The organism is Spirosoma pulveris (assembly GCF_054781875.1).
This window is the reverse complement of record NZ_BAAGTO010000010.1, coordinates 69,879-95,652: the sequence shown is the minus strand read 5'-3', so window position 1 is coordinate 95,652 and position 25,774 is coordinate 69,879. Positions and strand designations below refer to the sequence as shown.

Below are 25,774 nucleotides of genomic sequence, written 5' to 3'. Positions count from 1 at the left end.
GGTAAATGCATGATAATATGCCGCTTTCCAACGGAGTTGAACAGTATAGGGTCTGCTTGTCAAAACGCTTACAGGTATGAACGTCTATTTTCTTGCTCTGCTGTTACTGATTAGCGAAACGGCCTATTCTCCCTATGGGCAGCTATTACCGGAAACTAACAATAAAAGACACTATACGCCCGTGACGGCCCGAAAGGAAGCCGCTCTGCTTTATCAAAAGATAAAAGCGGGTTATTCATTTGATAAGCTGGCGCAGATGTACTCTCAGGATTATGGCTCCTACACGCTAGGTGGCAAATTAGGCTGGCAAAAAACAAATCAGTTTGTACCGGCTTTTGCCAACGTGGTTAACCAACTGAGTCCGGGTCAAATCTCGAAGCCCTTCAAATCGGATTTTGGCTATCATATCGTCCAATTGATAGACAGAAAAGAAGGGGAGGTTTTAACCAGGCATCTGCTTTTGAAGGTAAAGGGATAGTCCGTTACGTCCTCATTGTTCAGGACCAGTCCGGGTAGCGAAAATTAGATGATGAGCCGTACACCACCAAGTTCTTCAATGCGGTATTCGAACTTTTGACTAGGTGAGCCGATAAACATGAAATTGGTTGGGATCTGCCATTTTTCGGATAACTCCTGAATGAGTTCAGGTCCAAAATCGCCCCTGATTATTTCGAAGCTGATGTCAATTTCGGGATAGGCCCGGTCGAGGGTTTCGATATCCCGGTGTAAGTTATCGGGTATTGTAAACTCCTCACTTTCAATAGTTACAATACGCAGGCGATTTGTTTCTTCATTCTCCTCAATGTAGATCATAACCCGGTTGAGCGATGCGATGTCGTCGCCTTTGGAGAAGAAAACAAATTCCTGGTCGTTGATTTCCTTAATCGTTTGGTTAGTCCAGTCCGTAAACCGCTCAATGCTTTGTTTCATTGGCTTGAAGAAATACAGAATAATCGACAGCAGCCCGCTTAGTATCAGCGAACGATCCATCATCATCAGAGCTATCAAAAAGGTAGGGATGAAATATTCAAAAAAGACCAGTACGTAGTGCGGGTTCAGCATGACGTTTCCCAGAAGCGCTGTTCCAACGGCAATCAGTGCCAAAAAAACTGAGCCTGTCGTAGCCCGCTCGGGTCGGGGTAAGCGTTTTCGTCGAAGCTTGAGTAGTAGGTTGCCAATCCCAAACAAACCCATAACGGCCAGAAACGAAATGGCATAGACACCTGCTAGTGCCTGGAGGTTGCCGCCCGTGCTCAGTAAGACGGATACGCACAGGATAAAAAATACCAACAGTATATAATACGGCGCCTGTCGGCTGTTTTCTTTCAGCAAAAACTGAGGGAAAATCCGGTCTAACGTCATGCGTTTCATCAGCCCGCCAACGCCCACAAATGAGGTCAATACGGCACCACTCAGGACCAGCACCGCATCTACAGAAACCAGCCACGACAGCCATTGACCACCCGCCCGCTCGCCCATAAACGCAAGCAGGGATTCCTGGTGGCCGTTCACGTCGCCAATGGACATGATCCCTAGTGCCAGAATCGCAATCAGTGGGTTAAAAACTGTAACGATAACCCACATGTTGCGAAGCGTCTTTGGGAAAATGCCCGGTCCCTGTTCTTCCACGTAATTGGCTGAACTCTCGAATCCCGAAATGCCCAGCATGGCGGCTGCAAAGCCCGCAAAGAGCTGATAGGCAAGGCTATGCTCGGATTTAGTTGCAAAGTTAATTGTAAAATGTCCTGCGCCATTCGTTAACACATACCAGCCACAAACAGCACACAGGACGATCAACGTGGCCAGGTGAATGATAAAAATGACAATGGCGGCTTTCGACGATTCTTTTAAACCGAGCAGATTGAGCAAAAAGAACAGAAGTAACAAGCCAATGGTCCCCCAAATAATGGGCAACCCATGGTTGAACGCCGACGCATAATGAATGGCTTCATTGGCCGAAATAACACTGGTGGCAACGTACGAAAGGATGGTCAGGCAGGCCGCGAGTGAAGCCATCGACTTGTTGGCCGAATTGAGAAGTACGTTGTAAGCGCCCCCGTTGAGGGGTAACGCGCCGACGACTTCGCCGTAGATTTTTCGAAACAGAAACAGCGTTCCGCCCACCATTAATAACGAAATCCAGGCGAACTGGCCAGCATACATAATGCTGAGTGCCGAAACGTACAGGCAGGAAGAACTGATGTCGTTGCCGCAGATAGCCGTCGCTGGCAATTCACTTAATTTTGTGTGCGTTGTCATGAAAGGCTCCGTGTTTTCCCTCGTAAACAACACGAATCACACTCTAGTTAGTATTTCCTTAAAATCAGTCTCTTCAAGGGGCTGCCTATCGGTAGGTCGTCATACCGGATACCGGATTATCGGCAATGTTCGGGGGCTTTCAGGTTGCGAAGTCGATGACATGAATTATTAGGTGAATAAGCTGAACAGCTTCATCATTCAGGTGTTTTTCTATCAACAGCAAACGAATAACTTGATGGAATTGCAGAACATGAACGCGGCTCTACAAGACTACGCTCATGATTGCGACAATGGCTGTTGTCATGCTACTATTCATGCGCTCGATGTACCAGAACGCCCGAATGAATGCGATGATTATTGGCGGTAGTATTGCCCTGTTTGTTGCTGCCCTGTTTGGCGTCAGGAATCAGGTATTCATTAACGACAAGCGTTTCATGCAATCCATGATTCCCCACCATTCGATTGCTATTCTGGTCAGTAAAAACGCTGATCTGAAAGACCCGGAAATAAAAAAACTAGCCCAGGGAATTATTGAGGCCCAGGAACGGGAGATTGCCCAAATGAAGCAGATACTCTGCCGAATGGAAAATAAATAACGGGTTGCCTACACTCGGCTAAAAGTCCCGTTCCTCCGATGACGAATCGGAATCCCGCTCTTCGTTATCCCGCACGTTAACGATCTTCCGGCTTAACCGGTAACTAAACCCGATGAAGCCAATCCGGCTTTCCCGTTTTCCGACGGTATTTGCCAGAAAATTTGGCCCGAAGCTGTCGATCTGAAACTGAAGGGTGTTGAAGATGTCACTCACCCGAAAATTAAGCGTTCCCCGGCCTTTCAGTACATCCTGCTTCACGCCAATGTCCACATTGAAAAAGCTGTAGATGGTTCCCTGCGCAACGATGAATGGCGAACGGTAATTAACCGCCACTTGAATGGCCGTTCCGCGCCAGGGTCGAAGATCGGTGGTGACGCGGCTTGTCCAGCTTCGGTTGGTTCGAGTCAGTACGCCCGGTATGTTGGCCCCGCCCTGAATGGTCCGCTGAAAAAAGGTGAACGTGCCATTGACTTTCCACCAGTTGGTAATGTCCTGATTTGCCACCACTTCCAGCCCGTAGTTCTGCGACCGGTTCAGGTTAAGCGACGTCTGCTCGGTAATGCCATCCTCGCGCAGCGTGCGGTAGCTGGTAATCTCGTTGTTTGTTTGCCGGTAGAACAGCGATGAGTTGACGGAGGTCGTTTTGCCATTCCACAGATAGCTCAACTCCATCGAATTAATTAGTTCCGGACTTAGCTGGGGGTTTCCAAAGCGGATATTGAGCGGGTCGGAGAGGTCGACAAAGGGGTTGAGCGAACGTACCGAGGGCCGGTTGATGCGCCGGGTATAATTGAGCTGTAATTTTTGCTCTTTGGTCAGGTTATAATTAACAAACGCGCTGGGAAACAGATAGATATAATCCCGTTTGCTTTGCTGGCCCGTTGTGCGCTGATCGGTGAAGATGCTGGTATATTCCGTTCGGAGTCCGGCCTGGTAGCTGAACTTCTTCAGCTCATTACCAAAATTGATGTAAGCGGCACTAGTGTGCTCGTTATACAGAAAGTTGTTACTGATGTTGGGGTTTAGCTCCCAGCTGTCGCTGAGCAGATTTTCGAACACATAGTTAGCCCCCAGTCGGCGGTAGGTGTACTTTAACCCCGTTTCCATCCGCTGCTTATTCTTAAGGGGGTTAACAAAGTCGGTTTGCAATACCGCTACGCGATTGTTCTGGTAATTACTGGCCCGCTGCTGCCCGATCAGGAAATTAGGCGTCAGTAAATTCTCGGGCAAGGTCGTTGTGTTGGTGAAGAGTTGATTTTCCGTTCCACTGTTGGTCGATAGGGTCGCGTCGACGGTTAGTTCGCGTCCTTTTCTGTCAAACGTCCGGCGGTAGCCAGCGGTATAGTCAAGGCCGGTTTGGGGTTCCCGCTCTTCGGTCGACCGGCGGGTCAGGCCCAGCGATTCCCGGCGGGCATTCTGGGTGTTGAACGTCTCAAATTCGGAATCGTAGCTGTACCGGGGCCGGTATAAGGCCGATACGGTGAGGTTGTCGCGGGAAGTCAGTGCATAATCGAAACCAAGCCTCAGGTTGTTATTAACACTCCGCCGAACGGCATCGTTGCGCTGGGAAAGATAGCTTACTGAGTCTGTGAACAGGTTTTGACGATCCGAAATACGGTACTGGAAACGACGAAAATCCCGAAAGTTATAACTGCCGAACAGGTTGAGCTTTTTCAGCCGGGCGTTCAGATTCACGGAGGCATTGTATTTATCCCGCGTGCCGACATTAAGCTGAACCGTTCCGTTAAAACCGGGTGCCCGCTCTTTTTTCAGGATGATATTGATAATGCCCGATGCGCCATCGGCATCATAGCGGGAGGATGGATTCGTAATAATTTCGACCCGTTCGATGTTACTGGCCGGAATCTGGTCCAGCACCGCCTGCCGGTCGAGGCCCGTCAGGCCGGACGGTTTCCCATCCACCAGCACAATAACATTGCTGCTACCGCGCAAACTGAGGGTTCCATCGACATCGACTGTTACGGACGGAACATTTTGTAAAATATCAACGGCCGATCCACCCTGGGCAATGGGCAGTTGATCCACATTGACCACTTTCTTGTCGAGTGAATATTCATACGCCTGCCGCTGCCCCTGAACCACTACTTCTTTTAACTGCGTTGCTGTTTGGGTCAGCACAACAGTACCCAGATTTACGGATGGGTTACTCCCGCTGATGCGAATGCCCGTAAGTTGCCTGGGCGCGAAACCCAGGCTCTGAACGAGGGCATAATAACCACCGGGAGCCAGGCTATTGATGGTAAAAAAACCTTTCTCGTCGGTAAGGCCATCCGTAACGGAGCTGGAATCACTGGATCGGAAAAGCCCGATACTGGCAAACTCAACAGGTTGGGCCTTTCCATTCTGCATGGCCGTTAGCCGACCCGTCAACGCACCGATGGCAGCATCAGAAGCCGTATCTGTGTCGCTACTGTCGGCTGGTGTTTGAGCGTTTAGGTAGGGCGTTTCCTGGCCCACCGTGTCGGGCTGCATACCCAACATGCGCAGAACATCCTGCCCGGCAGGAGCTGGCTGTTGAGCCATAGCTTCGCCAAGGAGTACGTTGGTAAAAATAACTACCGAAAGTAGGGGTGTATACTTCATAAGGCAGCATTTAGAGTAGCGGAAAAGGTAAGAAGCTGTTTGTATTATCACTTTGGCAGCAACGTGCGGCTCAAATCGACAACTCAAACAACTGGTAAGGCAACCGACTGGTCGTCGGGCTGAAAACACTTTTTTAGGTGTAGAGAACCTGAAGATAGGTTGGCGAAGAAATGGAAAACCCGTTTTTGGATCTAGTAACAGACAGGTCTTTTGGTAGCGGCAACTGGCTACAAATTTCCTGAACGGGTTTTAAAGAGAGCTTAACAAAAACTTAGAATTTCCTTAAAATCAGAGCAGTTGGTACCACGAACGGCTACCTCAACCACAAAAGTAGATGATGAGTTGCCGGCCCGGATGTATAGTTTATGACTAACTGTCGGCAGAAAGGCAGCCGTATAGTTCGGAATGGTTATTCAAGGATAATACGGCAAGGCAGAAGTCGATGTCGCCTTACTGTTCATTGTCAACGTTCATATTCTGTACCCGAACAGCGTTTAGAATCGCCAGCATAGCTACGCCGACATCCGCAAAAACGGCTTCCCACATGGTTGCCAGCCCGCCAGCTCCCAGAATCAGCACAATACCTTTGACCGTTAACGAAAGGGTTATATTCTGCCAGACAATCCGGCGCGTAGCCCGGCCAATAGCTATGGCCGTCGCAATTTTAGATGGTTCATCATTCTGGATAATAACATCGGCGGTTTCGATGGTGGCATCCGAACCAAGGCCACCCATGGCCATACCGACATCGGCCAACGCTACAACAGGAGCGTCATTAACGCCGTCTCCCACGAACGCTACCTTCTGGTTGGGATCACCGGCCAGCTCGCTTTTTAGCCGCTCAACCTGCGCGACTTTATCTTCGGGTAAAAGATCGCCGTGGTACTCATCGACGCCCACTTGCCTGGCGACCAGCTCAACCACGGCCGACTTATCACCCGACAGCATGACGGTGCGTATACCCTCGCGCTTCAACCGGCTAACGGCAGCTGCCGCACTGGGTTTGATTTCGTCAGCAATAGTAAAGTGGCCCGCAAACTGCCCATCGAGCGCGGTCATAACGACCGTATAGGGCACCTTTGTCAAGGATTCATCAAACGATACGTTGAATTTGCGGAGCAGTTTAGCGTTACCCGCCAGCATATCTTTACCCCCAACGCGCCCTTTAAGTCCATGGCCCGGAATTTCCTCTACGTCTTCAACTGAAATCGTTTCGTAGTCTGGCTGAATAGTCTCACGACTTGCATAGGTAACGATAGCCGTAGCGACGGGGTGAGTCGATTTGCTTTCGAGAGCGGCAGTTAGCCGGATCAATTCATGAGCGTCGATGCCAATCGGCTTTATTTCCTGCACATCGAATACACCTTTGGTTAAGGTGCCGGTTTTGTCCATAACCACCGTTTTAAGCTGGGTCACCAGGTCAAGAAATACCGAACCCTTGAACAGAATACCCTGTCGTGAACCGGCACCGATGCCGCCGAAGTAGCCCAGTGGAATGGAAATGACCAGCGCACACGGGCAGCCGATAACCAGAAAAATAAGTCCCCGATAAAGCCAGTCTCGAAACTGATAATCAGGAACAAAAAAGTAAGGAAGTAGGGTAATGAGTACCGCCAGTCCGCAAATCGCCGGTGTGTAGATCTTAGCAAATCGGGCAATAAATTCCTGCGTCTGAGCCTTACGACCCGTTGCCTGCTGCACGAGCTTAAGAATACGCGATAGTTTGGAATCCTGATACGGCGTTGTTACGTCCATCTCAACCAGCGACTGTCGGTTAATCATGCCGGCCAACACGGATTCGCCTTTCTGAATTGTGCGGGGCACGCTTTCGCCCGTTAGCGCTGCCGTGTCGAACGAGCCCTGTTCAGAACGTAGCGTACCGTCAAGCCCTACTTTTTCACCCGGCTTCACCTGAATTATGTTACCCACGGCAACGGTCGCTGCCCGCACCACTTTCGTCTGACCCTCGTGAATGAGCGTTACTTCGTCGGGTCGGACGTCGAGCAATGCCTTTACTGATCGACGCGCCCGTAGCACAGCCGCTTCCTGAAACAGTTCGCCAATAGTGTAGAATAGCATCACCGTAACGCCTTCCGGATACTCCCGAATGGAAAAGGCCCCCAGCGTGGCTACGCCCATTAAAAAGAATTCCGTGAACACGTCTCCGCTGGTTATTCCGCTCCACGCCCGGCGTAGCACAGGCCAGCCCACAGGGATATAAGCCGCCACATACCAAAGAAGCCGCCAGGGATCATGAAACCAGCCCGGCGAGGCCGATTGGTCATCTCCCGCGAAGTGATCCAGCCCAATGCCAATCAAAAGTAGCACCAGGCTACTACTGGCTGGTGCATACGTACGCCAAGTCTGACTATCTCCGGCCTTTGATGAGTCTTCTTCATCTGAAATAGCGTCTGAAGCGGGCGTAGTGCCTTCCTCAATTAATTCGACATCGTCGTGGTCGTGCGTATGTTCGTGTGCCATCCTGTTAGTAGGCTACTTATTTGGATTCAAACAAAGTAGTATTATGTATTATGATGCCAGTTATCAAGCAAGCATTCAATCCTGGACTCTTTCTCAAGGAATCAAACCGATGACTTACCATTTCTGCATAAATCACCGGTTTGAATTTCACTAAGTTAATCTACTGTCTGTCATATCAGGAATAAGCCGGTTTGTCGATATCCGGTTTGTCGTTGGGGTTTCTGTTCGGATTCATTACCCGAACATTTTGACCCGGCTCATCGGGCCCGTCCGTATACCGCTCGTTCAGCTCATCATCAGGAAGTGCTTCGTTGGGTAAATCGCTGACAGGCTGTTCGCTGCTTACGCCACTGTGTCCTTCTGTCGACTGATTTTCCAGCCCATCAGGCGAAATGGCTTTTTTTGCCCGGATAATGTCTTCTCTCTCGTCGCTTTTCATATCGCTTTAATTTTAAAATTGAATGTATTGACTCCATTATTTTTCGGTTGTCAGAATCGTTTGCCCCGCCGGATACAGTATGTCGGCGTTGTCTTCAGCCGTAATGAAAACGGCCTGAGGTTTGGCAACGGCTGCCGTGGTTAAAGTCGCCGTCAGGGCTTTACCGGACGGATTCAGCTGACCCAGTTTTTTGACGGAATTGTCATTCTGCTTCATCCAGACCAGGTACGTATCTTTGGCAGGTGTCAGTTTTTGGGATTCTGCCAGGTTCTGGACCCGTACATCCAGTGTGTAATTTTCGTTCTTGTCTTTCTTGACGTTGATAGTACCGGCAGCTGCGGGAACAACCGATGAGGTGGTAAAGGTCATTTTAGGTGTACAGGCATTGATCGTTAAGAGTAAACCCAGCAGCATGATTGTTCGGATCGTTTTCATTTCGTTGACGTTTTAGATAATTTTTAATTCGACGTTTTTTCCAGGCGGTCTTTCACATACAACTCCTGAATAATCACCAGCAGGACGGCAATGAGCGGAGAGGCAAACAGGACGCCCGCCAGCCCGACCAGAATGCCCAGCAACACCTGCCCGAACAGGAGCAGAGCGGGCGGTAGGGAAACAAACTTTTTATCCAGCAGGGGTGTCAGCACATACCCTTCCAGCGATTGCACGCCCATGTATAGCGCAAAGACATACACAACCGAGCTCGCGCCCTGTGGTAAAGCCACCAGTAAAGCCGGAGCCAGGGCAATGTAAGGACCCAGGTTAGGAATGAAATTCAGTATGCCAGCCAGGATACCCAGCACAATAGGAAAGGGAATGCCAAGCAGGGCCAGACCCACACTGGTGGTTACTCCCACAACCGTCATCGTAATCGAACGGCTCATAAACCAGTTCTTCAGGGTCGCAAAACACTGGTCCATGACACCTAACAGTCGACTGCGGTACGACGGATGAAAGAGTTTAACAAATCCTTTTCGATATACTTCAGGGCTAGAGGCCAGGTAAATTCCGGTGATGATCACAATCAGTACATTAACCAGACCACCCAGCGTAGTGGAAAAAATACCGGTGATCTGGGTGAGCACGCCCATACCCCGACCGCCTGACGACAGGAGTTTACGGGGCTGGTCGGGTATGCCTTCCAGCAACTTATTACCCCACTCGGTTTGTGACAGGTTGCCTTTGAGTCGTTCGACCGACGCGGGAAGTGATTTCGCCAGTTCATTGGCCTGCTGGCTGACGGTGGGAGCCAGTCCCCAGATAATCCCTACCACCAATGCTATTAGCAAAAGCATCACCAGCCCCAGCGACAAGCCATACGATAACCGTGTTTTGCTACTGACGAACTGACTCAGGCCACTGAGTACCACCGCCACAATGATTCCGCCAAACACCAGAAAGAAGAAATTAGCGGCATACCCTACCAGCAGAAACAAAGCCGCAATCAGCAAACAAATAAATGCTGCCGTGGCCGTCCGTATTGGAAAGGAGGAGTGGTGTCTCATGGTGTATACAGAATTAATTTATCTAATTATTTTCTGCCAGAGTGGCATGGGTGACGTTTTGCAGACTGCGGATGTCGGACGAAGGACTATTGGAAATGACAGTGAATGATCCGTCGGTTTCCAGGACGACAGCCTTCACCTCGTCGGGATTAGCTGAACCGGAGCTGCGTATGGCCGCCAGAATTTCATCTTCGCTAACCCGCTGTTGACGCATGGCCTGCTTCAGGTAATGTCCCTGATGAAACAGTAGTGTCGGTTCTGCTTTGATGAGCTGCTTGAATCCCGGCCACCGCACCGACAGCCAGGCTACCATATATTGCAGACCCACCAGCAGTGCCAGCGCAGTCAAACCATCGGCCACTCCCGTTTGCCGCGAGACGATAATTGTCGATAGGGTAGATCCCAACGCAACGGTGACCACCAGATCAAATGCATTCTTTTTTGACAATGTGCGCTTGCCCGAAATTCGCAGGATAAGCAACAGACCAACGTAGGCCAGTATGCCAACGACCAAAATGCGCCCAATGCTTTCCCAGCCCTTAAAAAGCCAGTCGCTGATAGTGTGAACGACGACGTCGATCATAGTTGTTTACCGTTTAGGTCTGGCGTCTTTTTGGGCGTGGCCACGGGTGGGCGGGACAGAATAGCCGGTCCATTGGGTTGTTTTTCCAGCAGGACCACCGAATGCGGATACGGCATATCGATGTTGGCTTCATCGAGGGCCAGTTTTATGCCTGTCACCACCTGGTCACTCACCTTCAGAACGTTGGCCTGATGCGACTCTACCCAGAAATAAACCGTCAGGTTGACCGACGAACCCGCCAGTTCGGAAACGTATACCCAAGGGGAGGGCTCCTTGAGGACGCCATCAATACGACTTAAAACGCCGTGAATGACGGTACGGGCCTGGTCAATCGAATCAGGATACCCAATGCCCACCACAAACTTCACCCGACGTTTATCGTAGGCCGTCCGGACAAGGATCGAACTGGTATAGACATCCCCGTTTGGCAGAATCACGCGCTGGCCGTCGTAGGTTTTCAACCGGGTTGAGCGCATGTTGATGTCTTCGACGGTGCCTTCGAAACTATTGATCTTGATCTGGTCTCCTACTTTGAACGGGCGACGCCACAGAATGAGCAGGCCCGCAAAGAAGTTCTGGAGAATGTCTTTGAAGGCAAAGCCTATGGCTACGGATGTAATCCCCAATCCGGCGATAATATCCCCCGGCTTAAACGACGGAAAGAAAATGACGCAGGCGACCAGAAAACCCAAAATGGTGATGAGTGTGCTTACAATACGGCTCACCAGGTTGGCCAGCATATCGTCAATAGCGTGGGTTTGAACCGCCACCTTGTTGATAACTTTCCGCAGGAGTTTCCCCAGCAACCAGAACAGCACGAAGACAAAAATGCCCACCAACAGGTAAGGGAGCCGCTCGGCTGTGCCTTTCAGGAAATCACGAACGGTGCGCCAGAACAGGATCAGGCCATCGTTAAGCGTAAATGGGGGTTCACTGACGCGCGGAGGTTGTAGAAAAATCAATAGAAAGGTCATACCGTTGGCATCAGACGCCCAATAGCTCCTGATTATTACTGGTGGTTCGTCTGTTACTCGTTTGTAGCAGGGGTCGGTAAAACAGGCGTTGGCTTATAAAACAGGACCAGCGTACCCAATCGCTTGTTGGGCGCCATTATGGGTGCCGAGAGTTCATAAACGGCTTTGTTGTTGAAATAGATATCCTCCTTCTGGAGCAGATAATCCGGGAAACGGCTGGCGAACACAATACCCTGATTTTTCTTGTTCGTCGATAGGGTCACCTTCCCGGCGGGGTCAACCAGCAGCATTTCCTGTACCCCTTTGTTTTGCACCAGCGTATTGAAGTATTCGTTGATTTCGCCGGGTTTGTTCTGTAACAAAGCGTTGCGAACAGCCCAGGCAAAAGTTTTCATCCCAAAGGTCAACTGCTGCTGATTAGCCGAAAGCTGGTTGTTTAACGCGGTGACCCGCATGGTACTTCGTTCCTGTATAAACTCCTCTTTAAGGGTCCAGTTGCGATACAGCAAATAGGCGCAACCAACGCCTAAAAGAATGATTGCGGCATACAGCACGTTTTTGGGGTCCAAACTAAGTTTAGACGTTGTTGTTGTTTCTGGCAGGGGTTGTTGAGTTGTCATCGTATCCGTTGAGTCATTAGGGTTATTAAATGCTATGACTGGATAGCATTTACCTCAAAGAACAGCGGAGGGCTTAGACAGGACTTAAGGAAAGCTTAGAATCTGGTTAGAAAGACCCTTCAATTAGTGAGACGATCTACACGAGCCGGCCTGAAACCCGCCAACATACATGGGTTTGCTTTATGTACCCGATTGGGAAGAAGTGATTTTTTGCCGAGTAGTATCCCGTTGTTCGGCATTACGCAGTTCGCGTTCGAGAAAGTAATTGAGGGCCGTTCTCAACACGGCAATAGCGGCCAAGAGGCCAATGTCATTCCAGGAGGGTGCAACGGCGGTCTTCAGAATGTCGGCACCTAGCTCCAGTTCAAGAGCCAGCGCCAGCGAGCGGCCCAGCGATAATCGGATTTCTTCTTTAGGTACTGCCAGACTGCGGTCTGTAGCAATCGCCAGCAGGAAACTCCCTAATGCCCGCACCGATGCCGTTGCAATAACGATGGCTGCCCCGGCTTCGATCCAGCGGGCCGATAATAGCGTAGTAGCCTTAATAAATTCTTCCATTGGCCCTCTAACGGGTCTACCAATCATGCGACTGAGTCAGTCATTGGTCTATCCGTTTTAAAGAATGTATAATCGTGGTGGCAAGCGAACCGATTTCCGTCAGCGAACAATAGGCCCTTTTGGCGATGTCTTTTGAAGCACTTTATTAATGGAGTAGACTACACCGTTTGTGGCCCGTACGTCGGCCTGAATAACATCCGCAACTGTACCACGTCCATCCTCAATCGTTATGTCGTTTCCCTGTTTGTGAATCACCAGAATCTGCCCCGTCAGGTTGGTTAAGGTCTGGCCATCTCTGAGTTGATCTGATGTCAGGCGGCCTTTAACAACGTGGTAGGCCAGTAACTGGATAAGCCTTTGTTTGCTCGAGGGTAACAGTAGTTCATTGATTGAGGGCTCCGACAAAGCAGAGAAAGCGCCATTGTTAGGGGCAAATACAGTATATGGCCCTTTTCCGGCTGCCTGTTCGCTTAACCCCGAGGCTTTTAGTAACTGGAGCAACGTAGTATGGTCGGGCGACCGTGCAGCAATACGGCCCAGGGATGTTTCAGTCTTGATCCCGCTTGCTTTTAGCGGATCGGGGCTACTTTGTGCCAGTGCGACCAGTTGCCCGCCGAAGAGCAGCGATCCGATAAGACTGACAACAAGGATGCGATTTGCGTTCATGAGGATCTACTTTCCGTTTGTTGATGGTCAATTAGTCGAGTAATTTACTATAGTTTTAACCGTGCATACCTTTGATTGTTTTGATTGGATTAAGTTGACAGGCTCTGCCTAAATGCCTTTCCATCTCTTGACAGGTGAGCTGCGTTTCTATAAACCGGGCAGCCAGATTTACAGTTACTTGCTTACCTTCTGTTGACTTTGTCGGTTAGCTGCCGGAAACTGTTTTACTCAACCAACATGGATGCCATTTCTACGCTACTCGTTCCGGTAGATTATTTTGAACCCTCCCTCAATGCACTGGACGTGGCCATTCGGCTGAACCACCCGAAACAGCCAGTCGTTCATCTTGTTTGTGTACTGGATCCGGAGAGGATGGCGTCTTCCCGAGTTCCCCTGTCTGACGCGTCGGCCGACAGTAGGTTCGGCATCGAGACGGAGAAGATACAAAAACTGGCAGCGCTAACGGCTCAGAAATACCAGATTAGCTGCACGGGAGTTTGCCGGGCAGGGAATATGATTGATGAATTGGTTGCGGCTGCCAATGAGTTTAATGCCGGTTTGGTGGTTATGAACACTCACGTTGGTTCAGATGCCCGCGCTTTCCGGTTAAATTCAGATGCCTATAACGTTCTGAAGTCTGCTCCCTGCCCGGTGCTGACAGTGCCGGATCAGCTGAAACGGACCGCCTTCAACCAAATTCTTCTGCCGGTGCGGCCTGTAGCCGGTGCCTTGGATAAATACGAATTGGCCAGAATGATCTGTCAGGAAAATGATGCGCAATTAACGGTATTAGCATTAACGGCGCCCGATGAGGTCATCAGTATTCTTCAGTTGGAGGATGAGTTAATGATGCTGAAAACAAAGCTGGCTCAGGATAGCATCAGGAGTACTATTTTGTATTACCCAACGGAGTTTATGGCGGAGACAGTTCTGGAGAAAGCCAATGAATTAACCGTTGATCTGATAATCATAACGGCTAGTTTAGCCATTACATCATCGAACTTCCTGGTTGGCCCGTTTTCACAGCAGATGATTCACAACGCGCGAGTGCCCGTGCTATCTATTCGACCAGATGGCAATCAAGAACAAACCTCCGCTATTCCCTTCTGGAAATAGGGGTTGAGCGATCCAGACCTTACAGCGATTGGCTTTTAAGCATTGGTGCATCAGGAGACAAGACTACTATCCCTAATCTCACAAATCGCTTTTCCTTGAGACGACGAGGTATTCATACAACTGCTCATTGATTCGGGCGTTAAATTTGACAGCCTTTTTTAATAGCTGTCAAACGCGTTCCGTACCATACGGAAACACCACCCCGCAGAAGTGTATACAAAAATTTTATGCGTATAAGCAGTTAAGTGTAAGGGCAAAACAGTTGCCTGTGTAATGTTACAACAAGATACTTCTTGTTTACTTGATTTGCAGGGCTGTTGAAAATAATGGCAGGCAATGGGTATAAATACGACCTAATTTCTTTTTTGTAAACCAGCACGTAGCTTTATCATTCATAAGCTACTTCTTACTACTGGCAGGCTACTCGTATGAACAATTTCTTATCCTCAAAACGCTCGGCCTTCTCTCGTCGGCTGATGGCTCTGTCGGCTGCCGGGGTGGTGGTTGGCGGTGTATTTATTGGGGCTTATCAGAACAAAAACCTGAACGGAGCCTCTAACCCCTACCTGACAAGCCTGTTCGCTCAATTAAGCGACGACGACAAGCACGATCCGAAATACGCGGTCGGTAGTTTAAACGTAGCGCCTGGCCTCGAAGCGACCCTCTTTGCCGCCGAACCCATGCTGACCAACCCTACCGACATTGATGTCGATGCACGGGGGCGTGTCTGGGTTTGTGAAGCATACAACTACCGGCCCGCAATCAATGGCAACCCAACCCGCAAGGAGGGCGACCGTATTGTCATTCTGGAAGATACCAACAACGACGGCAAGGCCGATGTAACGAAGGTATTTTACCAGGACCCCAGTATTGAATCTCCCCTGGGCATCTGGGTGCAGGGCAACAAAGTCATCGTGTCCGACAGCCCGAATGTGTGGGTACTGACTGATGAAAACGGCGACGATAAAGCCGATAAGAAAGAACTGCTCTTTACCGGCATCGGTGGGGAGCAGCATGACCACGGCATGCATACGTTTGTGTTCGGCCCCGATGGCAAATGGTATTTCAACTTCGGCAACGCGGGTGAGCAACTGCTGGACAAAGACGGCAAACCCGTTATCGACATCGCCACCGGTAAAGCGATCAACAAGCAGAATTTTAAACAGGGCATGGTTTTCCGTTGCGATCCTGACGGGAAAAACGTAGAACTGCTCGGCCAGAATTTTCGAAACAACTACGAAGTGGCCGTTGACTCCTATGGTACCCTCTGGCAGTCGGATAACGACGACGACGGCAACAAAGGTGTTCGGATTAACTACGTGATGGAGTACGGCAACTACGGCTATACCGACGAACTAACCGGCGCAGGCTGGCAGGCCAATCGGGAAAACATCGAACCCGAAATTCCCCGTCGTCACTGGCACCTCAACGATCCCGGTGCCATGCCTAACCTGCTTCAGACGGGGGCTGGCTCGCCAACGGGTATGATTGTGTACGAAGGAAATTTGCTGCCGGAGGTGTTCCGCAACCAGATGATCCACTGCGATGCAGGCCCGAATGTGGTACGGTCGTATCCGGTTAAAAAGGATGGTGCGGGCTACAAAGCCGAGATCGTCAATGTTCTGGAAGGCGCCCGTGACCAATGGTTCCGGCCCGCCGACGTTTGTGTGGCTCCTGATGGCTCGCTCATCATTGCCGACTGGTACGACCCCGGCGTGGGCGGACACCAGGCCGGTGACCAGAGCCGTGGTCGCGTTTATCGCGTAGCACCACCCAACTCGCCTTACAAAATGCCGAAAGTAGACGTAACCACCGTCGATGGCGCCATCGAAGCGCTTCAAAGCCCAAACATGTCGATTCGTTATGCTGGTTGGCAGTCGCTGCGGAGCATGGACAAAAAGGCCGAAAAAGCACTGGCTAAACTATATAAAACTTCGGCTAACCCACGCATGCAGGCGCGGGCGCTCTGGCTGTTGAGCAAATTGGACAAAGGCACGAAATACATCGAAACAGCGCTAAAAAGCGACAATTCCGATATGCGGATTACGGCACTTCGAGCCGCGCGTGAGCTGAAAGGTGATATTACGCCGTATGTCAAACAATTAGTTAATGACCCTGAACCACAGGTTCGCCGGGAGTGCGCCATTGCCTTACGTAAGAATATGAGCACCGGACCGCAGTCGCCCGAAGCACCCGCTTTGTGGGCACAGCTGGCCAGTCAGTACGATGGCAAAGACCGCTGGTATCTGGAAGCGCTCGGTATTGGGGCCGACGGCAGCTGGGACACATACTACACGGCCTGGGTGAAGCAGATGAACAACGATCCCCTCGCCAATGCGGGTGGTCGTGATATCGTGTGGCGGGCCCGCACCAAAGAGTCGATTCCGATGCTGGCGAAACTGGCGGGTGATCAATCGGTGGATGTCAGCCAGCGGTTACGGTATTTCCGGGCGTTTGATTTCAACCCCGCTGCGCTCGAAAAATCGAATGCGTTGCTCGGTATCTTACAGGCAAACAGCAACTCGACCGACGTAACGAAGCTAGCCCTGCGTCACCTCGACCCGGCATTCGTGAAAAACTCCCCGGTGGCAATAACAGCCCTTAACAAGGTGATGAACGACGTATACGGCACTCCCGAATACATCGATCTGGTGAGCCGCTACGAGCCTACATCCGAAAATGCACGTCTGAAGCAGTTAGCCGTTCAGAAAGCGAGTGATGGAATGGGCCGTGATGCTGCCCGGCAATTACTCAAGCAAAAAGGGGCTTCGATGGCCTGGGAGGTTATTAATGGCAATGATGCCGAGGCTGCTGCAAACATGCTGGTAGCCTTGCGTCGGGTGGGCAACAAGGAATCCATCGACATACTGAAAACGGTCGCTCTGGCCGACAAATATCCGGCAGCGCTGCGTCGGGAGGCAACCCGCTCGCTGGGAGGAAGTTCCGAAGGAGCCGACATGGTTGTGGCTCTCCTGAAATCCGGTGATATCAAAGGTGAGTTCAAAAAGTCTGCGGTGCAGGGTGTTAGTAACGACTGGCGGAAGAGCATCCGGCAGCAAGCCGCCAACTACCTCGATGGTGGACAGAGTGCCGAAGGTAAAAAGCTACCCGCCATCCCTGAGTTGTTAGCCATGAACGGTGATGCAGCCCGTGGCGTGTTGGTGTTCAAAAATAACTGTAACATCTGCCACCAAGTCAACGGAGAGGGCATGGACTTCGGCCCGAAGCTCTCAGAGATTGGCTCCAAGCTGCCGAAAGAAGGGCAGTACCTGGCCATTCTGCACCCCGACGCCGGTATTAGTTTCGGCTATGAAGGCTGGGAAGTGAAGTTCAAAGATGGTAGTTCAATGACCGGTATCGTATCCAGCAAAACCGAAACCGACCTGCAAATGAAGTTTCCGGGGGGCGTAGTGCAGAATTACAAAATGGCCGACGTCGTTAAAATGAAGCAGATGGAAAACTCCATGATGCCATCCGGCTTGCAGGAAGCTATGAGTACCAAAGATTTAGTGGATTTAGTAGAATATTTGGCCAGTTTAAAGAAAAAGTAGAACCGGGATTCTTGTGATTTTTCTGATTGCCTATGATTTCTATAAGAAGCTTTCTATGAAAGCAACAATCATACGCAATCAGAAAAATCATAAAAATCCCGGTTCAGACACCCTCCTTATGCAACGACGCAACTTCGTAAAATCAACTTTTGGTGCAGCTGGCTTAAGCGCGGCTGGATTAGGTATCACTGGTGCCGTAACCACTGAATCTGTAGCCGGTGACTGGCATTCGCAGCCTTCATTTCTGGCCAAGAATAACTTCAAACTGAAATATGCCCCGCACTTCGGCATGTTTGAAAACAGTGCGGGTAAGGATCTCATCGACCAGCTCAAGTTCATGGCCGACCTGGGCTTTACAGCACTGGAAGATAACGGCATGATGAGTCGGGAACCCGCCATGCAAACCAAAATAGGGGAGGAGATGGCGCGGCTGGGCATGACAATGGGCGTATTCGTGCTCGACAAAGGAGGTAACTCGCAGAATACACTGGCGGCCGGTAAGCAGGAGTATGTTGACATCTTCCTGAATGGCTGCCGCAAAGCCGTTGAAACGGCCAAGCGTTGCAATACGAAGTTCACGACGGTCGTACCGGGCGATTTCGAGCGGAATCTGCCCATCGGTATTCAAACGGGGCACGTTATCGACGCCTTACGCCGGGGTGCCGATATTCTGGCTCCCGCCGGATTAACGATGGTACTCGAACCCCTCAGCGATTCGCCAAACCTGTTCCTGCGCACCTCCGATCAGACCTACGAAATCTGCCGGGCCGTTAATAGTCCGTTCTGTAAGATTCTGTTCGATATTTATCACATGCAGAAGAACGAAGGGCATGTTATTCCGCACATCAACTGGTGCTGGTCTGAGATCGGCTACTTCCAGATTGGTGATAACCCCGGTCGTAACGAGCCAACAACGGGCGAAATCAACTACAAGAATATCTTTAAGCACATCTACCAGAAGCAGAAAGCTGAGGGCAAAGAGTTCATCTTTGGCATGGAACACGGCAAGTCGCAGAAGGGTAAAGAAGGCGAAATTGCGTTGGTAAAAGCCTACGTTGAGTCGGACAGCTTTACGGTATAGTTTATAGTACCGAGCGTCGGCCCGGCGACCGGGACAGTCGGTACTATAAAAAAGGGGAATCCAGTTGAACAGCTGGATTCCCCTTTTTTATAATCAAATGTCTTTGTTAAAGAACAACAACCGAGTTCTCGTCGTACGAAACACCGCTTGGAACGTATTTGTCTGCGGCCGTATCGTTTGTCCATGTTGTACCATCCAAAACGTAACGGAACTGATATTCGCCACCAACGGGCAGTTCTACCGTCGTTTTGTAAGAACCATCTTTCTGCTTCTTCAGGGCTTGTGCATCCCAGCCATTAAATTCACCGGCCAGAGCGACCGTTTTTGCACCGTTGACGGCTTCGGCCGACAACTCGAATGTAACTTTCGCAAGGGGTTTGCTTTTGAGGAATTGTTTGGCAACTGCCATAGAGGTCCACTGTTTGATTTTCAATGCAAAGTTATAATGCAAAATCAGTAATATAATAGTTATCAGTAGGTTAACCTGTAATATTCTTAATATTATTATATTTATTATCTCTTGTTTTATACTTGGCTATCTAAAAAACGTACTAATTCGATAGACACGCAGTGTTCCTGGACGGCCCCTGAACAAAGAGCTACCGTCTAATAAATACATAATCACCTGTGCCAAATGGATTAAGGATTAACTGGCTATTGGCCAGAGAAACCACTTTTACCAGTCGCCCATTTAACGACGACATACAGACAGCACGAATGCGTAAACTATCTCCGTCAATGTTAAAACTTCCACCGCCACACCCCAGAAAACAGTACTCAACCGGCTTCGTGTTTTGATATAGTTCATTGAACTGACCAGTTTGATCAAAGCTTATAAATACACCTTTATCGGCGGGTACGCTTACCGGCGTACAGGTTGAAGTACCGGTTGGTTTGCAGTAGCTGGTTAATCGCCATGTTCCTACGAGGCCGCTGGCAATTGGATCTGTTTCAGGTTTCGAACAGGAGAAGGTCGCAACGACCATAAAAAGAAGTATAGCCTGTTTCATAAGGAGATAGCCGCTAGTTTACAGACCAGACCCTAACGGATTAACAGCCGTTGGAATATACTTCGTATTAATTGTCAGCGTCTGTCGATGGCTGGTCAGACTATAGGCTGTCGTTAAGGTATTGTCTGCCCGACCGGATACGTTCGGTATTCGCGCCACCAGTGCCAGGCCCCCTGAAAGGCGATCAGGCAAAAAACAGCGTACTCGACGCCCACCAGTTTTACACCTTTGGTAAAGTACATGTACGTGCTGATGATGTCGACCAGCAGCCACACCCACCAGCACTCCAGCTTTTTGTGAATCATCATAAACGTACCGATGATGCTCATGACCGTAGTGAAGGAGTCCAGATAAGGGAATGCGCTCGGCTGACTGAACAACACCGGAAACCAGATATGCAGATTCTGAGCGAAGGTGCCCAGAACGCCCGTTGCCATAAGCCCGCCCATCAACACCAAAACAAGTGGTCTGCCAATCAGGCGGGTAATGCGGAGTTCATTGCGGCTGTCGGCTTCCTGAGCTTTCGGGTGCGTCCATCGCCACCAGCCCTGTAGGTTGGTGATGAAGAAAAACACTTGCAGAAACATGTCGGGGTAAAGCTGAATCTGGTAGAACAGAAAGAAGAATAACAGCACGCTGGCCGCGCCAATGGGCCAGCTCCATACGTTGGCTTTAGCCGCCAGCCAGGTAGCCACCGCCCCCGACAGAGCCCCGAAAAATTCGAGGTAACTCATGGGGTAGTCCCATAGCGTAAAGAAGATGGTATGAATGTCGAAAAAATCGGGCATGGGTAAAAATAAACGGTGGGGGTTCTTTACTTTAACCGCACGAAAGTACGGATTAACCCTTTACCTAAATCGTTACCTATGCAACGTATTGCCATGCTTGGGGGCGGCTTCATTGGCCGCTTCTACGCCGAATCCATCCACGGCCAGCGTAGCCGCGATAAAGTGGTGGCTATCTACGCCCGCCGGGAAGAAACCGCCCAGAAATTTAAGACCGACTACGGCTGCGATTTCGCTTCGACCAACATGGAGGAGGTTATCGCTCATCCCGATGTCGACATGGTTTGTATCGCCTTGCCGAACAACATTCACGAAACGGCGGTCAACCTCTGCGCCAAACACAAAAAATCGGTGGTGTGCACCAAGCCCCTCGGCCGCAATGCCGACGAAGCACTACGGATGATGCAGACAGTTGAGGAAGCCGGAATTTTTGCCGGCTATCTGGAAGACTTATGCTACACGCCCAAATTTCTGAAATCGTTGGAAAGCGTGAAAAGTGGTGCACTGGGGCGTATTCTGTGGGCCAAATCCCGCGAAACGCACCCCGGCCCGCACTCCGACTGGTTCTGGGATAAAGAGCAGGCCGGGGGCGGCTGTATGCTCGATCTGGGATGCCATTGCGTAGAGATTTCCCGGAATTTTATTGGCAAAGATGTAAAACCCGTTGAGGTTATGTGCTGGGCCGCTACGCAGGTAAAACCCATTGACGCCGAAGACCATGCCATTGCGCTGGTAAAGTACGAAAACGGGGCTATCGGACAGTTTGAAGTAAGCTGGACGTTCCGGGGCGGCATGGACCTCCGCGATGAGGTGATGGGCACCGAAGGCACCATCTGGATCAATAATTTTTTGCGAACGGGCTTCGAGATGTTTACCACCGGCAAAGGGGCCGACTACGTAGCCGAAAAAGCCGAATCCAACACCGGCTGGCTGTTTCCCGTGGGCGATGAAGTAAACGATCTGGGCTACAATCACATGTTTACCGACATGTTCAGCGCGCAGGAAGAAGGCCGCGACCCCGCTGAAACGTTTTATGATGGCTATATTGTCAACGCGGTATTGGACGCAGCTTATAAATCAGCCGAAACGAAGCAGTGGGAGAAAGTGAACCTGCCGGTCTGGCGAGGTCAGGAAGGGCTGAAACCTGAGTCGACGCTGGTCGAGTACGACGCCGATCATTACCTCATCAAGCAGGAAATGACCCACGATGGTCGGAATAAAGTCATCCTGAAAGAGAAAGCCAGCGGCAAGATCATCGAGCGGGATATTGTGTGAAGTTTTGAGGGTATTTAATTATTTCGTGTGTAAATACCTGTTGATGAAAATCGACAGAGTTCGTTTCTTGCATCCTGAATAACATACCCATTCATCTTATGTGGCTGGATTCTAAAAAAATTGTGGTGGTGGGTGGCACGACGGGTATGGGCCTGTCGGCGGCACTGGCGTTTGTTAGGGAGGGGGCGCAGGTTGTGGTTGTCGGGCGAAATCCGGAAAGCTGCACTGCGGCTGAAAAGCAACTGGACGGTAATGGACTGGCCATGTCCGGCGATGCCTCCGATCCTCAAACGGCCTCAAAAGCCATTGCGCTCTGTCAGCAGATTTTCGGGGGCTTCGATGGGCTGTATCATGTGGCCGGTGGCAGCGGTCGTCGGTTTGGCGATGGCCCGCTGCACGACATTACCCTCGATGGCTGGAACTATACGGTAAACCTCAATCTGACGTCGATGATGCTGTCGAATCAGGCGGCCGTCCGGGCGTTTCGGGCGCAGGGTGGGGGTGGCGTTATCCTGAACATGGGTTCGGTGCTGGGCGAACGGCCCTCACCCACCTATTTCGCTACCCATGCCTATGCCGCCGTGAAATCCGCCGTGATTGGCTTTACCAAGTCGGTGGCGGCTTATTATGCGAATGATAATATCCGCATCAATGTGCTGGCGCCTGCCCTGGTCGAAACCCCCATGGCGCAGCGGGCCACCAAAGACGAAACGATTATAGCCTTTACCAAAACCAAGCAGCCGCTCGATGGAGGGCGCATTGGTCAGCCGGACGACCTTGACGGGGCCGCTGTGTATTTCATGTCGGACTACTCTGCTTTTACCACCGGGCAGGTGTTGACGGTAGATGGCGGCTGGAGTGTTAGCGAAGGGCAGATTTAATCCGCGTTCCTATCCACGATTATGATTGAAACGCCCCGCCTAACGCTCGTTCCGCTAACACTCGACCAGCTCCGTACGCACCTGGCCAATAAATACGAGCTTGAGCAGCTTTTCGGTTTGGAAAAGGGCTATCGGGAGGTGGTCGAACCGGTCCGGAGTATCGTCGTTTATTTCACGATACCGCGCTTGCAGGACTCCTCCCTCGACCCGCTTTTTCATACGCTTTGGCTGGCGATCGATCGCGATAAGAAACAGTTTGTGGCCGAAGCCAAATTCAAAGGGGAGCCTGACGAAACCGGAACTGTCGAAATTGGCTACGGAACCTATCCGGGCGTACACCGGAAAGGGTACATGACCGAAATGGTAGTTGGCATGGTGAACTGGGCGTTGCAGCAACCCGGCGTTCAGCGAGTGGTGGCCGATACAACCGCCGATAATGTAGCCTCCCAAAAAGTGCTTGAAAAGAGTGGCTTCCGTCTGTTCGACCAGATTGAAGACATGCTCTGGTGGGAGATTAGTAAATAACCCGGCGCTGACCCTTTTCTGAACCAACAAACACCTTATAATTTTGCAGCCCGTACCCATCAAAACCACAGTTGTCGGCTCGATGCCGTTTCCCGGCTGGCTCGAATTTTCCAGCCAGAACCTTCCGCAGTTCGGCCCCGCCGACATCAACGAAATGATTGAAGATGCGGTCGTGGCCTCCGTTCATGATCAGGTTTCTGCCGGACTGGATGTGATCACCGATGGTGAGCAAACCCGCTTCGACTTTAATCTGTCGTTTTACGGCTACATCAATGGGATTCAGAACAACGATACCGAACTCCGGCGGTTTGGGCCACCCGCCCACGACCAGCGAGGAAAGCATAACATCATTGAGCCGCTTACCGCGCCCAAAGGCTTGGGCGTAGTCGAAGAATACCTGCGCTTGAAACGGCTGGCTCCCGAAGGTCAGGGCCTTAAAGTGTCGATTCCAGGACCCTACACGCTTAGTGGCCGGTTGCTGCCCGGTAGTTTGTACAAAGATCGCTGGGAAGTGACGGAGGCTTTACTGCCGCTGGTCAATAAAGAAATTGCAGATCTGGTGGCGCTGGGCGTTCCTGAAATTTGTGTCGATGAACCGTCGATGTCATGCTATGCCTACCGCGAAGACACCAAACGATTCGTGGATATTTTCAACCGGACGGTGGCACCGGGCGTGGGCAAAACGCGCCTGTCGATGCACCTCTGCTTCGGCAATTATAAAGGTCGGTCGGTGGGTAAAAAGAGCATTGCGCCCATGCTGCCCGATTTTCTGGACATGACTGTCGATGAGCTGCATTCCGAAATGACCATTCTCAATTTCTCGGAAGTGAACCTGCTGGCCCGCTTCGCCGAGAAGTTCGACGTGGCGGTGGGCGTCATTGACGTAAAAAGCTACTACATCGAAACCCCGGAAGATGTAGCCGAGCGCATCCGCAAATGCCTGCCCTACGTCCCTGCCGAAAAGCTGGCTGTGGCACCCGACTGTGGCCTGAGCCAAACCGCCCGCTGGGCTGCCAAGCAGAAGCTAGCGAATATGGTGGCCGGGGCGAAGATCGTGCGGTTGGAATTGTAGAGACGCAATCCCTTGCGTCTCTACAATTCCAACCCATCTGCCAGCTCGCACCGCTCTTTCTCCAATTTTCCTACATTTTCGTTTAGCAACATGCGTGTTTTGGCATTGTCGAAATGTTCGCCGTAGGAGGCACGAAGTTCCTTGCGCTTCATCGCTTCCAGAAAACGGCGAATGTTATCGACGGTTTCAAGCAGGAGGGGAGGCACTTCGGTGGGGCGTTCGTCCTCGTCTTTGGCGACCATCGTAAAGTAGGAGGTATTCGTATGTTTTACGGTCCCTGACTTCACATTCTCGGCAATCACTTTGATACCCACTACCAGCGATGTCCGGCCCACATAATTCACAGATGCCAGCAGCGAAACCAGTTCGCCGACTTCAACCGGCTGCCGGAAATTGACCCCATCGACCGATACCGTCACGCAGTATTGACCGGCGTGTTTGGCGGCACAGGCATAAGCCACCTTATCCATCAGCGACAGCAGAATGCCTCCGTGGACACGACCGCCAAAATTGGCATAGGATGGAATCATCAACTCGGTAAGGGTAGTTTGGGAATGGCTAACGGGCTTGGCGTTCATCGGGGACCGGGATTTATTTGATTAAATTGATTTTTATGATTTTTCTCTGATACGTAATTGTGCAATCTAATAAATCTCTTTAATGCCATTAGTTAATGTCAGGGAAACAAAAAAGCCGCTTAGCAGCGGCTCTTAAAATCAAGCTAATCAAATAAATCTCAAAAATCCAGGTTTAAACGGCAAAGCTCTCTCCGCAACCACAGGTGCGGGTTGCGTTCGGGTTTTTGAACTGGAAGCCTTTACCATTCAAACCGTCGGAAAAATCGAGTTCAGTACCAGCCAGATACAGCAGACTTTTACGGTCTACCAGAATCTTGATGCCTTTATCTTCAACAAGATGGTCGGTGGGTTGCTGGGTCGCATCGAATTGAAGGTCATACATCAACCCTGAACAGCCGCCACCTTCAACAGCTACCCGGATGGCTGTATCTTCAGCAAGACCGTCTTTCTGACGGAGTTCAACAATTTTGTTTTTGGCGATATCAGAAACCGTAACCATAGTTGTAATCGAATCAATGTTGAGGCATATCAATGCTTTCTCTATAACTTTCGGCCAAACGGAAAAGTTCTTGTTCTGTAGCCGACAGCTTCTGGCAGTCGGTATGCTAGTATCTT

The 25,774-nt window shown here is 50.7% G+C and carries 25 protein-coding genes; 9 read left to right on the top strand and 16 right to left on the bottom strand.

Annotation, left to right across the window (positions count from 1 at the left end; genetic code table 11):
* Window positions 1–76: 76 nt before the first annotated feature.
* Complete coding sequence (locus ACYVJM_RS25535; protein ID WP_461151068.1) at window positions 77–478, top strand: peptidylprolyl isomerase; 402 nt, start codon at window positions 77–79, stop codon at window positions 476–478.
* A gap of 44 nt (window positions 479–522) precedes the next feature.
* Here ACYVJM_RS25535 and ACYVJM_RS25530 read toward each other — a convergent pair whose 3' ends face one another.
* A complete protein-coding gene (locus tag ACYVJM_RS25530; RefSeq protein WP_461151067.1) occupies window positions 523–2,259 on the bottom strand; it encodes an APC family permease in 1,737 nt (578 codons plus the stop codon).
* Window positions 2,260–2,537: 278 nt separating this feature from the next.
* Here ACYVJM_RS25530 and ACYVJM_RS25525 point away from each other — a divergent pair, with 278 nt between their 5' ends.
* Window positions 2,538–2,855 carry a DUF305 domain-containing protein gene (locus ACYVJM_RS25525; protein ID WP_461151066.1) on the top strand — a complete coding sequence of 106 codons (318 nt, stop codon included), beginning with the start codon at window positions 2,538–2,540 and terminating at the stop codon, window positions 2,853–2,855.
* 18 nt (window positions 2,856–2,873) lie between these two features.
* Here the strand turns inward: ACYVJM_RS25525 and ACYVJM_RS25520 are convergent, their stop codons facing one another.
* The 10 genes from ACYVJM_RS25520 to ACYVJM_RS25475 all read right to left on the bottom strand — a co-directional run bounded on the left by ACYVJM_RS25520 (window position 2,874) and on the right by ACYVJM_RS25475 (window position 13,285).
* Window positions 2,874–5,459, bottom strand: a complete 2,586-nt coding sequence (locus tag ACYVJM_RS25520; protein WP_461151065.1) for a TonB-dependent receptor domain-containing protein — start codon at window positions 5,457–5,459, stop codon at window positions 2,874–2,876.
* 450 nt (window positions 5,460–5,909) lie between these two features.
* Window positions 5,910–7,940: a heavy metal translocating P-type ATPase gene (locus ACYVJM_RS25515; protein ID WP_461151064.1), complete on the bottom strand. Its 2,031-nt coding sequence runs from the start codon at window positions 7,938–7,940 to the stop codon at window positions 5,910–5,912.
* A gap of 175 nt (window positions 7,941–8,115) precedes the next feature.
* On the bottom strand, window positions 8,116–8,379 hold the full coding sequence (locus ACYVJM_RS25510) for a hypothetical protein (protein ID WP_461151063.1): 264 nt from the start codon (window positions 8,377–8,379) through the stop codon (window positions 8,116–8,118).
* A gap of 36 nt (window positions 8,380–8,415) precedes the next feature.
* Complete coding sequence (locus ACYVJM_RS25505) at window positions 8,416–8,814, bottom strand: hypothetical protein (protein ID WP_461151062.1); 399 nt, start codon at window positions 8,812–8,814, stop codon at window positions 8,416–8,418.
* Window positions 8,815–8,837: 23 nt separating this feature from the next.
* Window positions 8,838–9,884: an AI-2E family transporter gene (locus ACYVJM_RS25500; protein WP_461151061.1), complete on the bottom strand. Its 1,047-nt coding sequence runs from the start codon at window positions 9,882–9,884 to the stop codon at window positions 8,838–8,840.
* A gap of 22 nt (window positions 9,885–9,906) precedes the next feature.
* The gene (locus ACYVJM_RS25495) at window positions 9,907–10,467 is read right to left on the bottom strand and encodes a DUF421 domain-containing protein (protein ID WP_461151060.1); all 561 of its coding nucleotides are present in this window, start codon (window positions 10,465–10,467) and stop codon (window positions 9,907–9,909) included.
* Window positions 10,464–11,441, bottom strand: a complete 978-nt coding sequence (locus ACYVJM_RS25490; RefSeq protein WP_461151059.1) for a mechanosensitive ion channel family protein — start codon at window positions 11,439–11,441, stop codon at window positions 10,464–10,466. The genes ACYVJM_RS25495 and ACYVJM_RS25490 overlap by 4 nt, the downstream gene beginning before the upstream one ends.
* Window positions 11,442–11,494: 53 nt before the next feature.
* On the bottom strand, window positions 11,495–12,061 hold the full coding sequence (locus ACYVJM_RS25485) for a hypothetical protein (protein WP_461151058.1): 567 nt from the start codon (window positions 12,059–12,061) through the stop codon (window positions 11,495–11,497).
* A 180-nt stretch (window positions 12,062–12,241) separates the two neighbouring features.
* Window positions 12,242–12,619, bottom strand: coding sequence for a DUF1622 domain-containing protein (locus ACYVJM_RS25480; protein WP_461151057.1), 378 nt, complete (start codon window positions 12,617–12,619; stop codon window positions 12,242–12,244).
* Between the two features lie 99 nt (window positions 12,620–12,718).
* A complete protein-coding gene (locus tag ACYVJM_RS25475) occupies window positions 12,719–13,285 on the bottom strand; it encodes a fasciclin domain-containing protein (protein WP_461151056.1) in 567 nt (188 codons plus the stop codon).
* A 237-nt stretch (window positions 13,286–13,522) separates the two neighbouring features.
* On the opposite strand from ACYVJM_RS25475, the gene ACYVJM_RS25470 reads away from it, so the two are divergent.
* The 3 genes from ACYVJM_RS25470 to ACYVJM_RS25460 all read left to right on the top strand — a co-directional run bounded on the left by ACYVJM_RS25470 (window position 13,523) and on the right by ACYVJM_RS25460 (window position 19,033).
* Window positions 13,523–14,401 (top strand): universal stress protein, encoded by an 879-nt coding sequence (locus tag ACYVJM_RS25470; RefSeq protein WP_461151055.1) that lies wholly within the window; start codon window positions 13,523–13,525, stop codon window positions 14,399–14,401.
* Between the two features lie 428 nt (window positions 14,402–14,829).
* Complete coding sequence (locus ACYVJM_RS25465) at window positions 14,830–17,952, top strand: PVC-type heme-binding CxxCH protein (protein WP_461151054.1); 3,123 nt, start codon at window positions 14,830–14,832, stop codon at window positions 17,950–17,952.
* 118 nt (window positions 17,953–18,070) lie between these two features.
* Window positions 18,071–19,033, top strand: a complete 963-nt coding sequence (locus tag ACYVJM_RS25460) for a hydroxypyruvate isomerase family protein (protein WP_461151053.1) — start codon at window positions 18,071–18,073, stop codon at window positions 19,031–19,033.
* Window positions 19,034–19,139: 106 nt separating this feature from the next.
* On the opposite strand, the gene ACYVJM_RS25455 is transcribed toward ACYVJM_RS25460, so the two are convergent.
* From ACYVJM_RS25455 to pnuC, 3 genes are all read right to left on the bottom strand, one after another.
* The gene (locus ACYVJM_RS25455; protein ID WP_461151052.1) at window positions 19,140–19,442 is read right to left on the bottom strand and encodes an isoamylase early set domain-containing protein; all 303 of its coding nucleotides are present in this window, start codon (window positions 19,440–19,442) and stop codon (window positions 19,140–19,142) included.
* Window positions 19,443–19,632: 190 nt separating this feature from the next.
* Complete coding sequence (locus ACYVJM_RS25450; RefSeq protein WP_461151051.1) at window positions 19,633–20,043, bottom strand: lipocalin-like domain-containing protein; 411 nt, start codon at window positions 20,041–20,043, stop codon at window positions 19,633–19,635.
* A 113-nt stretch (window positions 20,044–20,156) separates the two neighbouring features.
* Window positions 20,157–20,831: a nicotinamide riboside transporter PnuC gene (gene pnuC / locus ACYVJM_RS25445; protein WP_461151050.1), complete on the bottom strand. Its 675-nt coding sequence runs from the start codon at window positions 20,829–20,831 to the stop codon at window positions 20,157–20,159.
* Between the two features lie 78 nt (window positions 20,832–20,909).
* Between pnuC and ACYVJM_RS25440 the strand changes: the two genes are divergently transcribed.
* The 4 genes from ACYVJM_RS25440 to ACYVJM_RS25425 all read left to right on the top strand — a co-directional run bounded on the left by ACYVJM_RS25440 (window position 20,910) and on the right by ACYVJM_RS25425 (window position 24,581).
* Window positions 20,910–22,103, top strand: a complete 1,194-nt coding sequence (locus tag ACYVJM_RS25440; protein ID WP_461151049.1) for a Gfo/Idh/MocA family protein — start codon at window positions 20,910–20,912, stop codon at window positions 22,101–22,103.
* 98 nt (window positions 22,104–22,201) lie between these two features.
* The gene (locus tag ACYVJM_RS25435; protein ID WP_461151048.1) at window positions 22,202–22,984 is read left to right on the top strand and encodes an SDR family NAD(P)-dependent oxidoreductase; all 783 of its coding nucleotides are present in this window, start codon (window positions 22,202–22,204) and stop codon (window positions 22,982–22,984) included.
* A gap of 21 nt (window positions 22,985–23,005) precedes the next feature.
* Window positions 23,006–23,509: a GNAT family N-acetyltransferase gene (locus ACYVJM_RS25430; RefSeq protein ID WP_461151047.1), complete on the top strand. Its 504-nt coding sequence runs from the start codon at window positions 23,006–23,008 to the stop codon at window positions 23,507–23,509.
* A gap of 43 nt (window positions 23,510–23,552) precedes the next feature.
* Window positions 23,553–24,581, top strand: coding sequence for a methionine synthase (locus ACYVJM_RS25425; protein WP_461151046.1), 1,029 nt, complete (start codon window positions 23,553–23,555; stop codon window positions 24,579–24,581).
* A gap of 20 nt (window positions 24,582–24,601) precedes the next feature.
* Here the strand turns inward: ACYVJM_RS25425 and ACYVJM_RS25420 are convergent, their stop codons facing one another.
* Both ACYVJM_RS25420 and ACYVJM_RS25415 read right to left on the bottom strand, forming a co-directional pair.
* A complete protein-coding gene (locus ACYVJM_RS25420) occupies window positions 24,602–25,159 on the bottom strand; it encodes an acyl-CoA thioesterase (RefSeq protein ID WP_461151045.1) in 558 nt (185 codons plus the stop codon).
* A gap of 172 nt (window positions 25,160–25,331) precedes the next feature.
* Window positions 25,332–25,658, bottom strand: coding sequence for a HesB/IscA family protein (locus ACYVJM_RS25415; RefSeq protein ID WP_012930277.1), 327 nt, complete (start codon window positions 25,656–25,658; stop codon window positions 25,332–25,334).
* Window positions 25,659–25,774: the final 116 nt, after the last annotated feature.

Coding starts and splice junctions, on each gene's coding strand:
- ACYVJM_RS25535 (WP_461151068.1), top strand. CDS start 77: ATGAACGTCTATTTTCTTGCTCTGCTGTTACTGATTAGCGAAACGGCC.
- ACYVJM_RS25530 (WP_461151067.1), bottom strand. CDS start 2,259: ATGACAACGCACACAAAATTAAGTGAATTGCCAGCGACGGCTATCTGC.
- ACYVJM_RS25525 (WP_461151066.1), top strand. CDS start 2,538: ATGATTGCGACAATGGCTGTTGTCATGCTACTATTCATGCGCTCGATG.
- ACYVJM_RS25520 (WP_461151065.1), bottom strand. CDS start 5,459: ATGAAGTATACACCCCTACTTTCGGTAGTTATTTTTACCAACGTACTC.
- ACYVJM_RS25515 (WP_461151064.1), bottom strand. CDS start 7,940: ATGGCACACGAACATACGCACGACCACGACGATGTCGAATTAATTGAG.
- ACYVJM_RS25510 (WP_461151063.1), bottom strand. CDS start 8,379: ATGAAAAGCGACGAGAGAGAAGACATTATCCGGGCAAAAAAAGCCATT.
- ACYVJM_RS25505 (WP_461151062.1), bottom strand. CDS start 8,814: ATGAAAACGATCCGAACAATCATGCTGCTGGGTTTACTCTTAACGATC.
- ACYVJM_RS25500 (WP_461151061.1), bottom strand. CDS start 9,884: ATGAGACACCACTCCTCCTTTCCAATACGGACGGCCACGGCAGCATTT.
- ACYVJM_RS25495 (WP_461151060.1), bottom strand. CDS start 10,467: ATGATCGACGTCGTCGTTCACACTATCAGCGACTGGCTTTTTAAGGGC.
- ACYVJM_RS25490 (WP_461151059.1), bottom strand. CDS start 11,441: ATGACCTTTCTATTGATTTTTCTACAACCTCCGCGCGTCAGTGAACCC.
- ACYVJM_RS25485 (WP_461151058.1), bottom strand. CDS start 12,061: ATGACAACTCAACAACCCCTGCCAGAAACAACAACAACGTCTAAACTT.
- ACYVJM_RS25480 (WP_461151057.1), bottom strand. CDS start 12,619: ATGGAAGAATTTATTAAGGCTACTACGCTATTATCGGCCCGCTGGATC.
- ACYVJM_RS25475 (WP_461151056.1), bottom strand. CDS start 13,285: ATGAACGCAAATCGCATCCTTGTTGTCAGTCTTATCGGATCGCTGCTC.
- ACYVJM_RS25470 (WP_461151055.1), top strand. CDS start 13,523: ATGGATGCCATTTCTACGCTACTCGTTCCGGTAGATTATTTTGAACCC.
- ACYVJM_RS25465 (WP_461151054.1), top strand. CDS start 14,830: ATGAACAATTTCTTATCCTCAAAACGCTCGGCCTTCTCTCGTCGGCTG.
- ACYVJM_RS25460 (WP_461151053.1), top strand. CDS start 18,071: ATGCAACGACGCAACTTCGTAAAATCAACTTTTGGTGCAGCTGGCTTA.
- ACYVJM_RS25455 (WP_461151052.1), bottom strand. CDS start 19,442: ATGGCAGTTGCCAAACAATTCCTCAAAAGCAAACCCCTTGCGAAAGTT.
- ACYVJM_RS25450 (WP_461151051.1), bottom strand. CDS start 20,043: ATGAAACAGGCTATACTTCTTTTTATGGTCGTTGCGACCTTCTCCTGT.
- pnuC (WP_461151050.1), bottom strand. CDS start 20,831: ATGCCCGATTTTTTCGACATTCATACCATCTTCTTTACGCTATGGGAC.
- ACYVJM_RS25440 (WP_461151049.1), top strand. CDS start 20,910: ATGCAACGTATTGCCATGCTTGGGGGCGGCTTCATTGGCCGCTTCTAC.
- ACYVJM_RS25435 (WP_461151048.1), top strand. CDS start 22,202: ATGTGGCTGGATTCTAAAAAAATTGTGGTGGTGGGTGGCACGACGGGT.
- ACYVJM_RS25430 (WP_461151047.1), top strand. CDS start 23,006: ATGATTGAAACGCCCCGCCTAACGCTCGTTCCGCTAACACTCGACCAG.
- ACYVJM_RS25420 (WP_461151045.1), bottom strand. CDS start 25,159: ATGAACGCCAAGCCCGTTAGCCATTCCCAAACTACCCTTACCGAGTTG.
- ACYVJM_RS25415 (WP_012930277.1), bottom strand. CDS start 25,658: ATGGTTACGGTTTCTGATATCGCCAAAAACAAAATTGTTGAACTCCGT.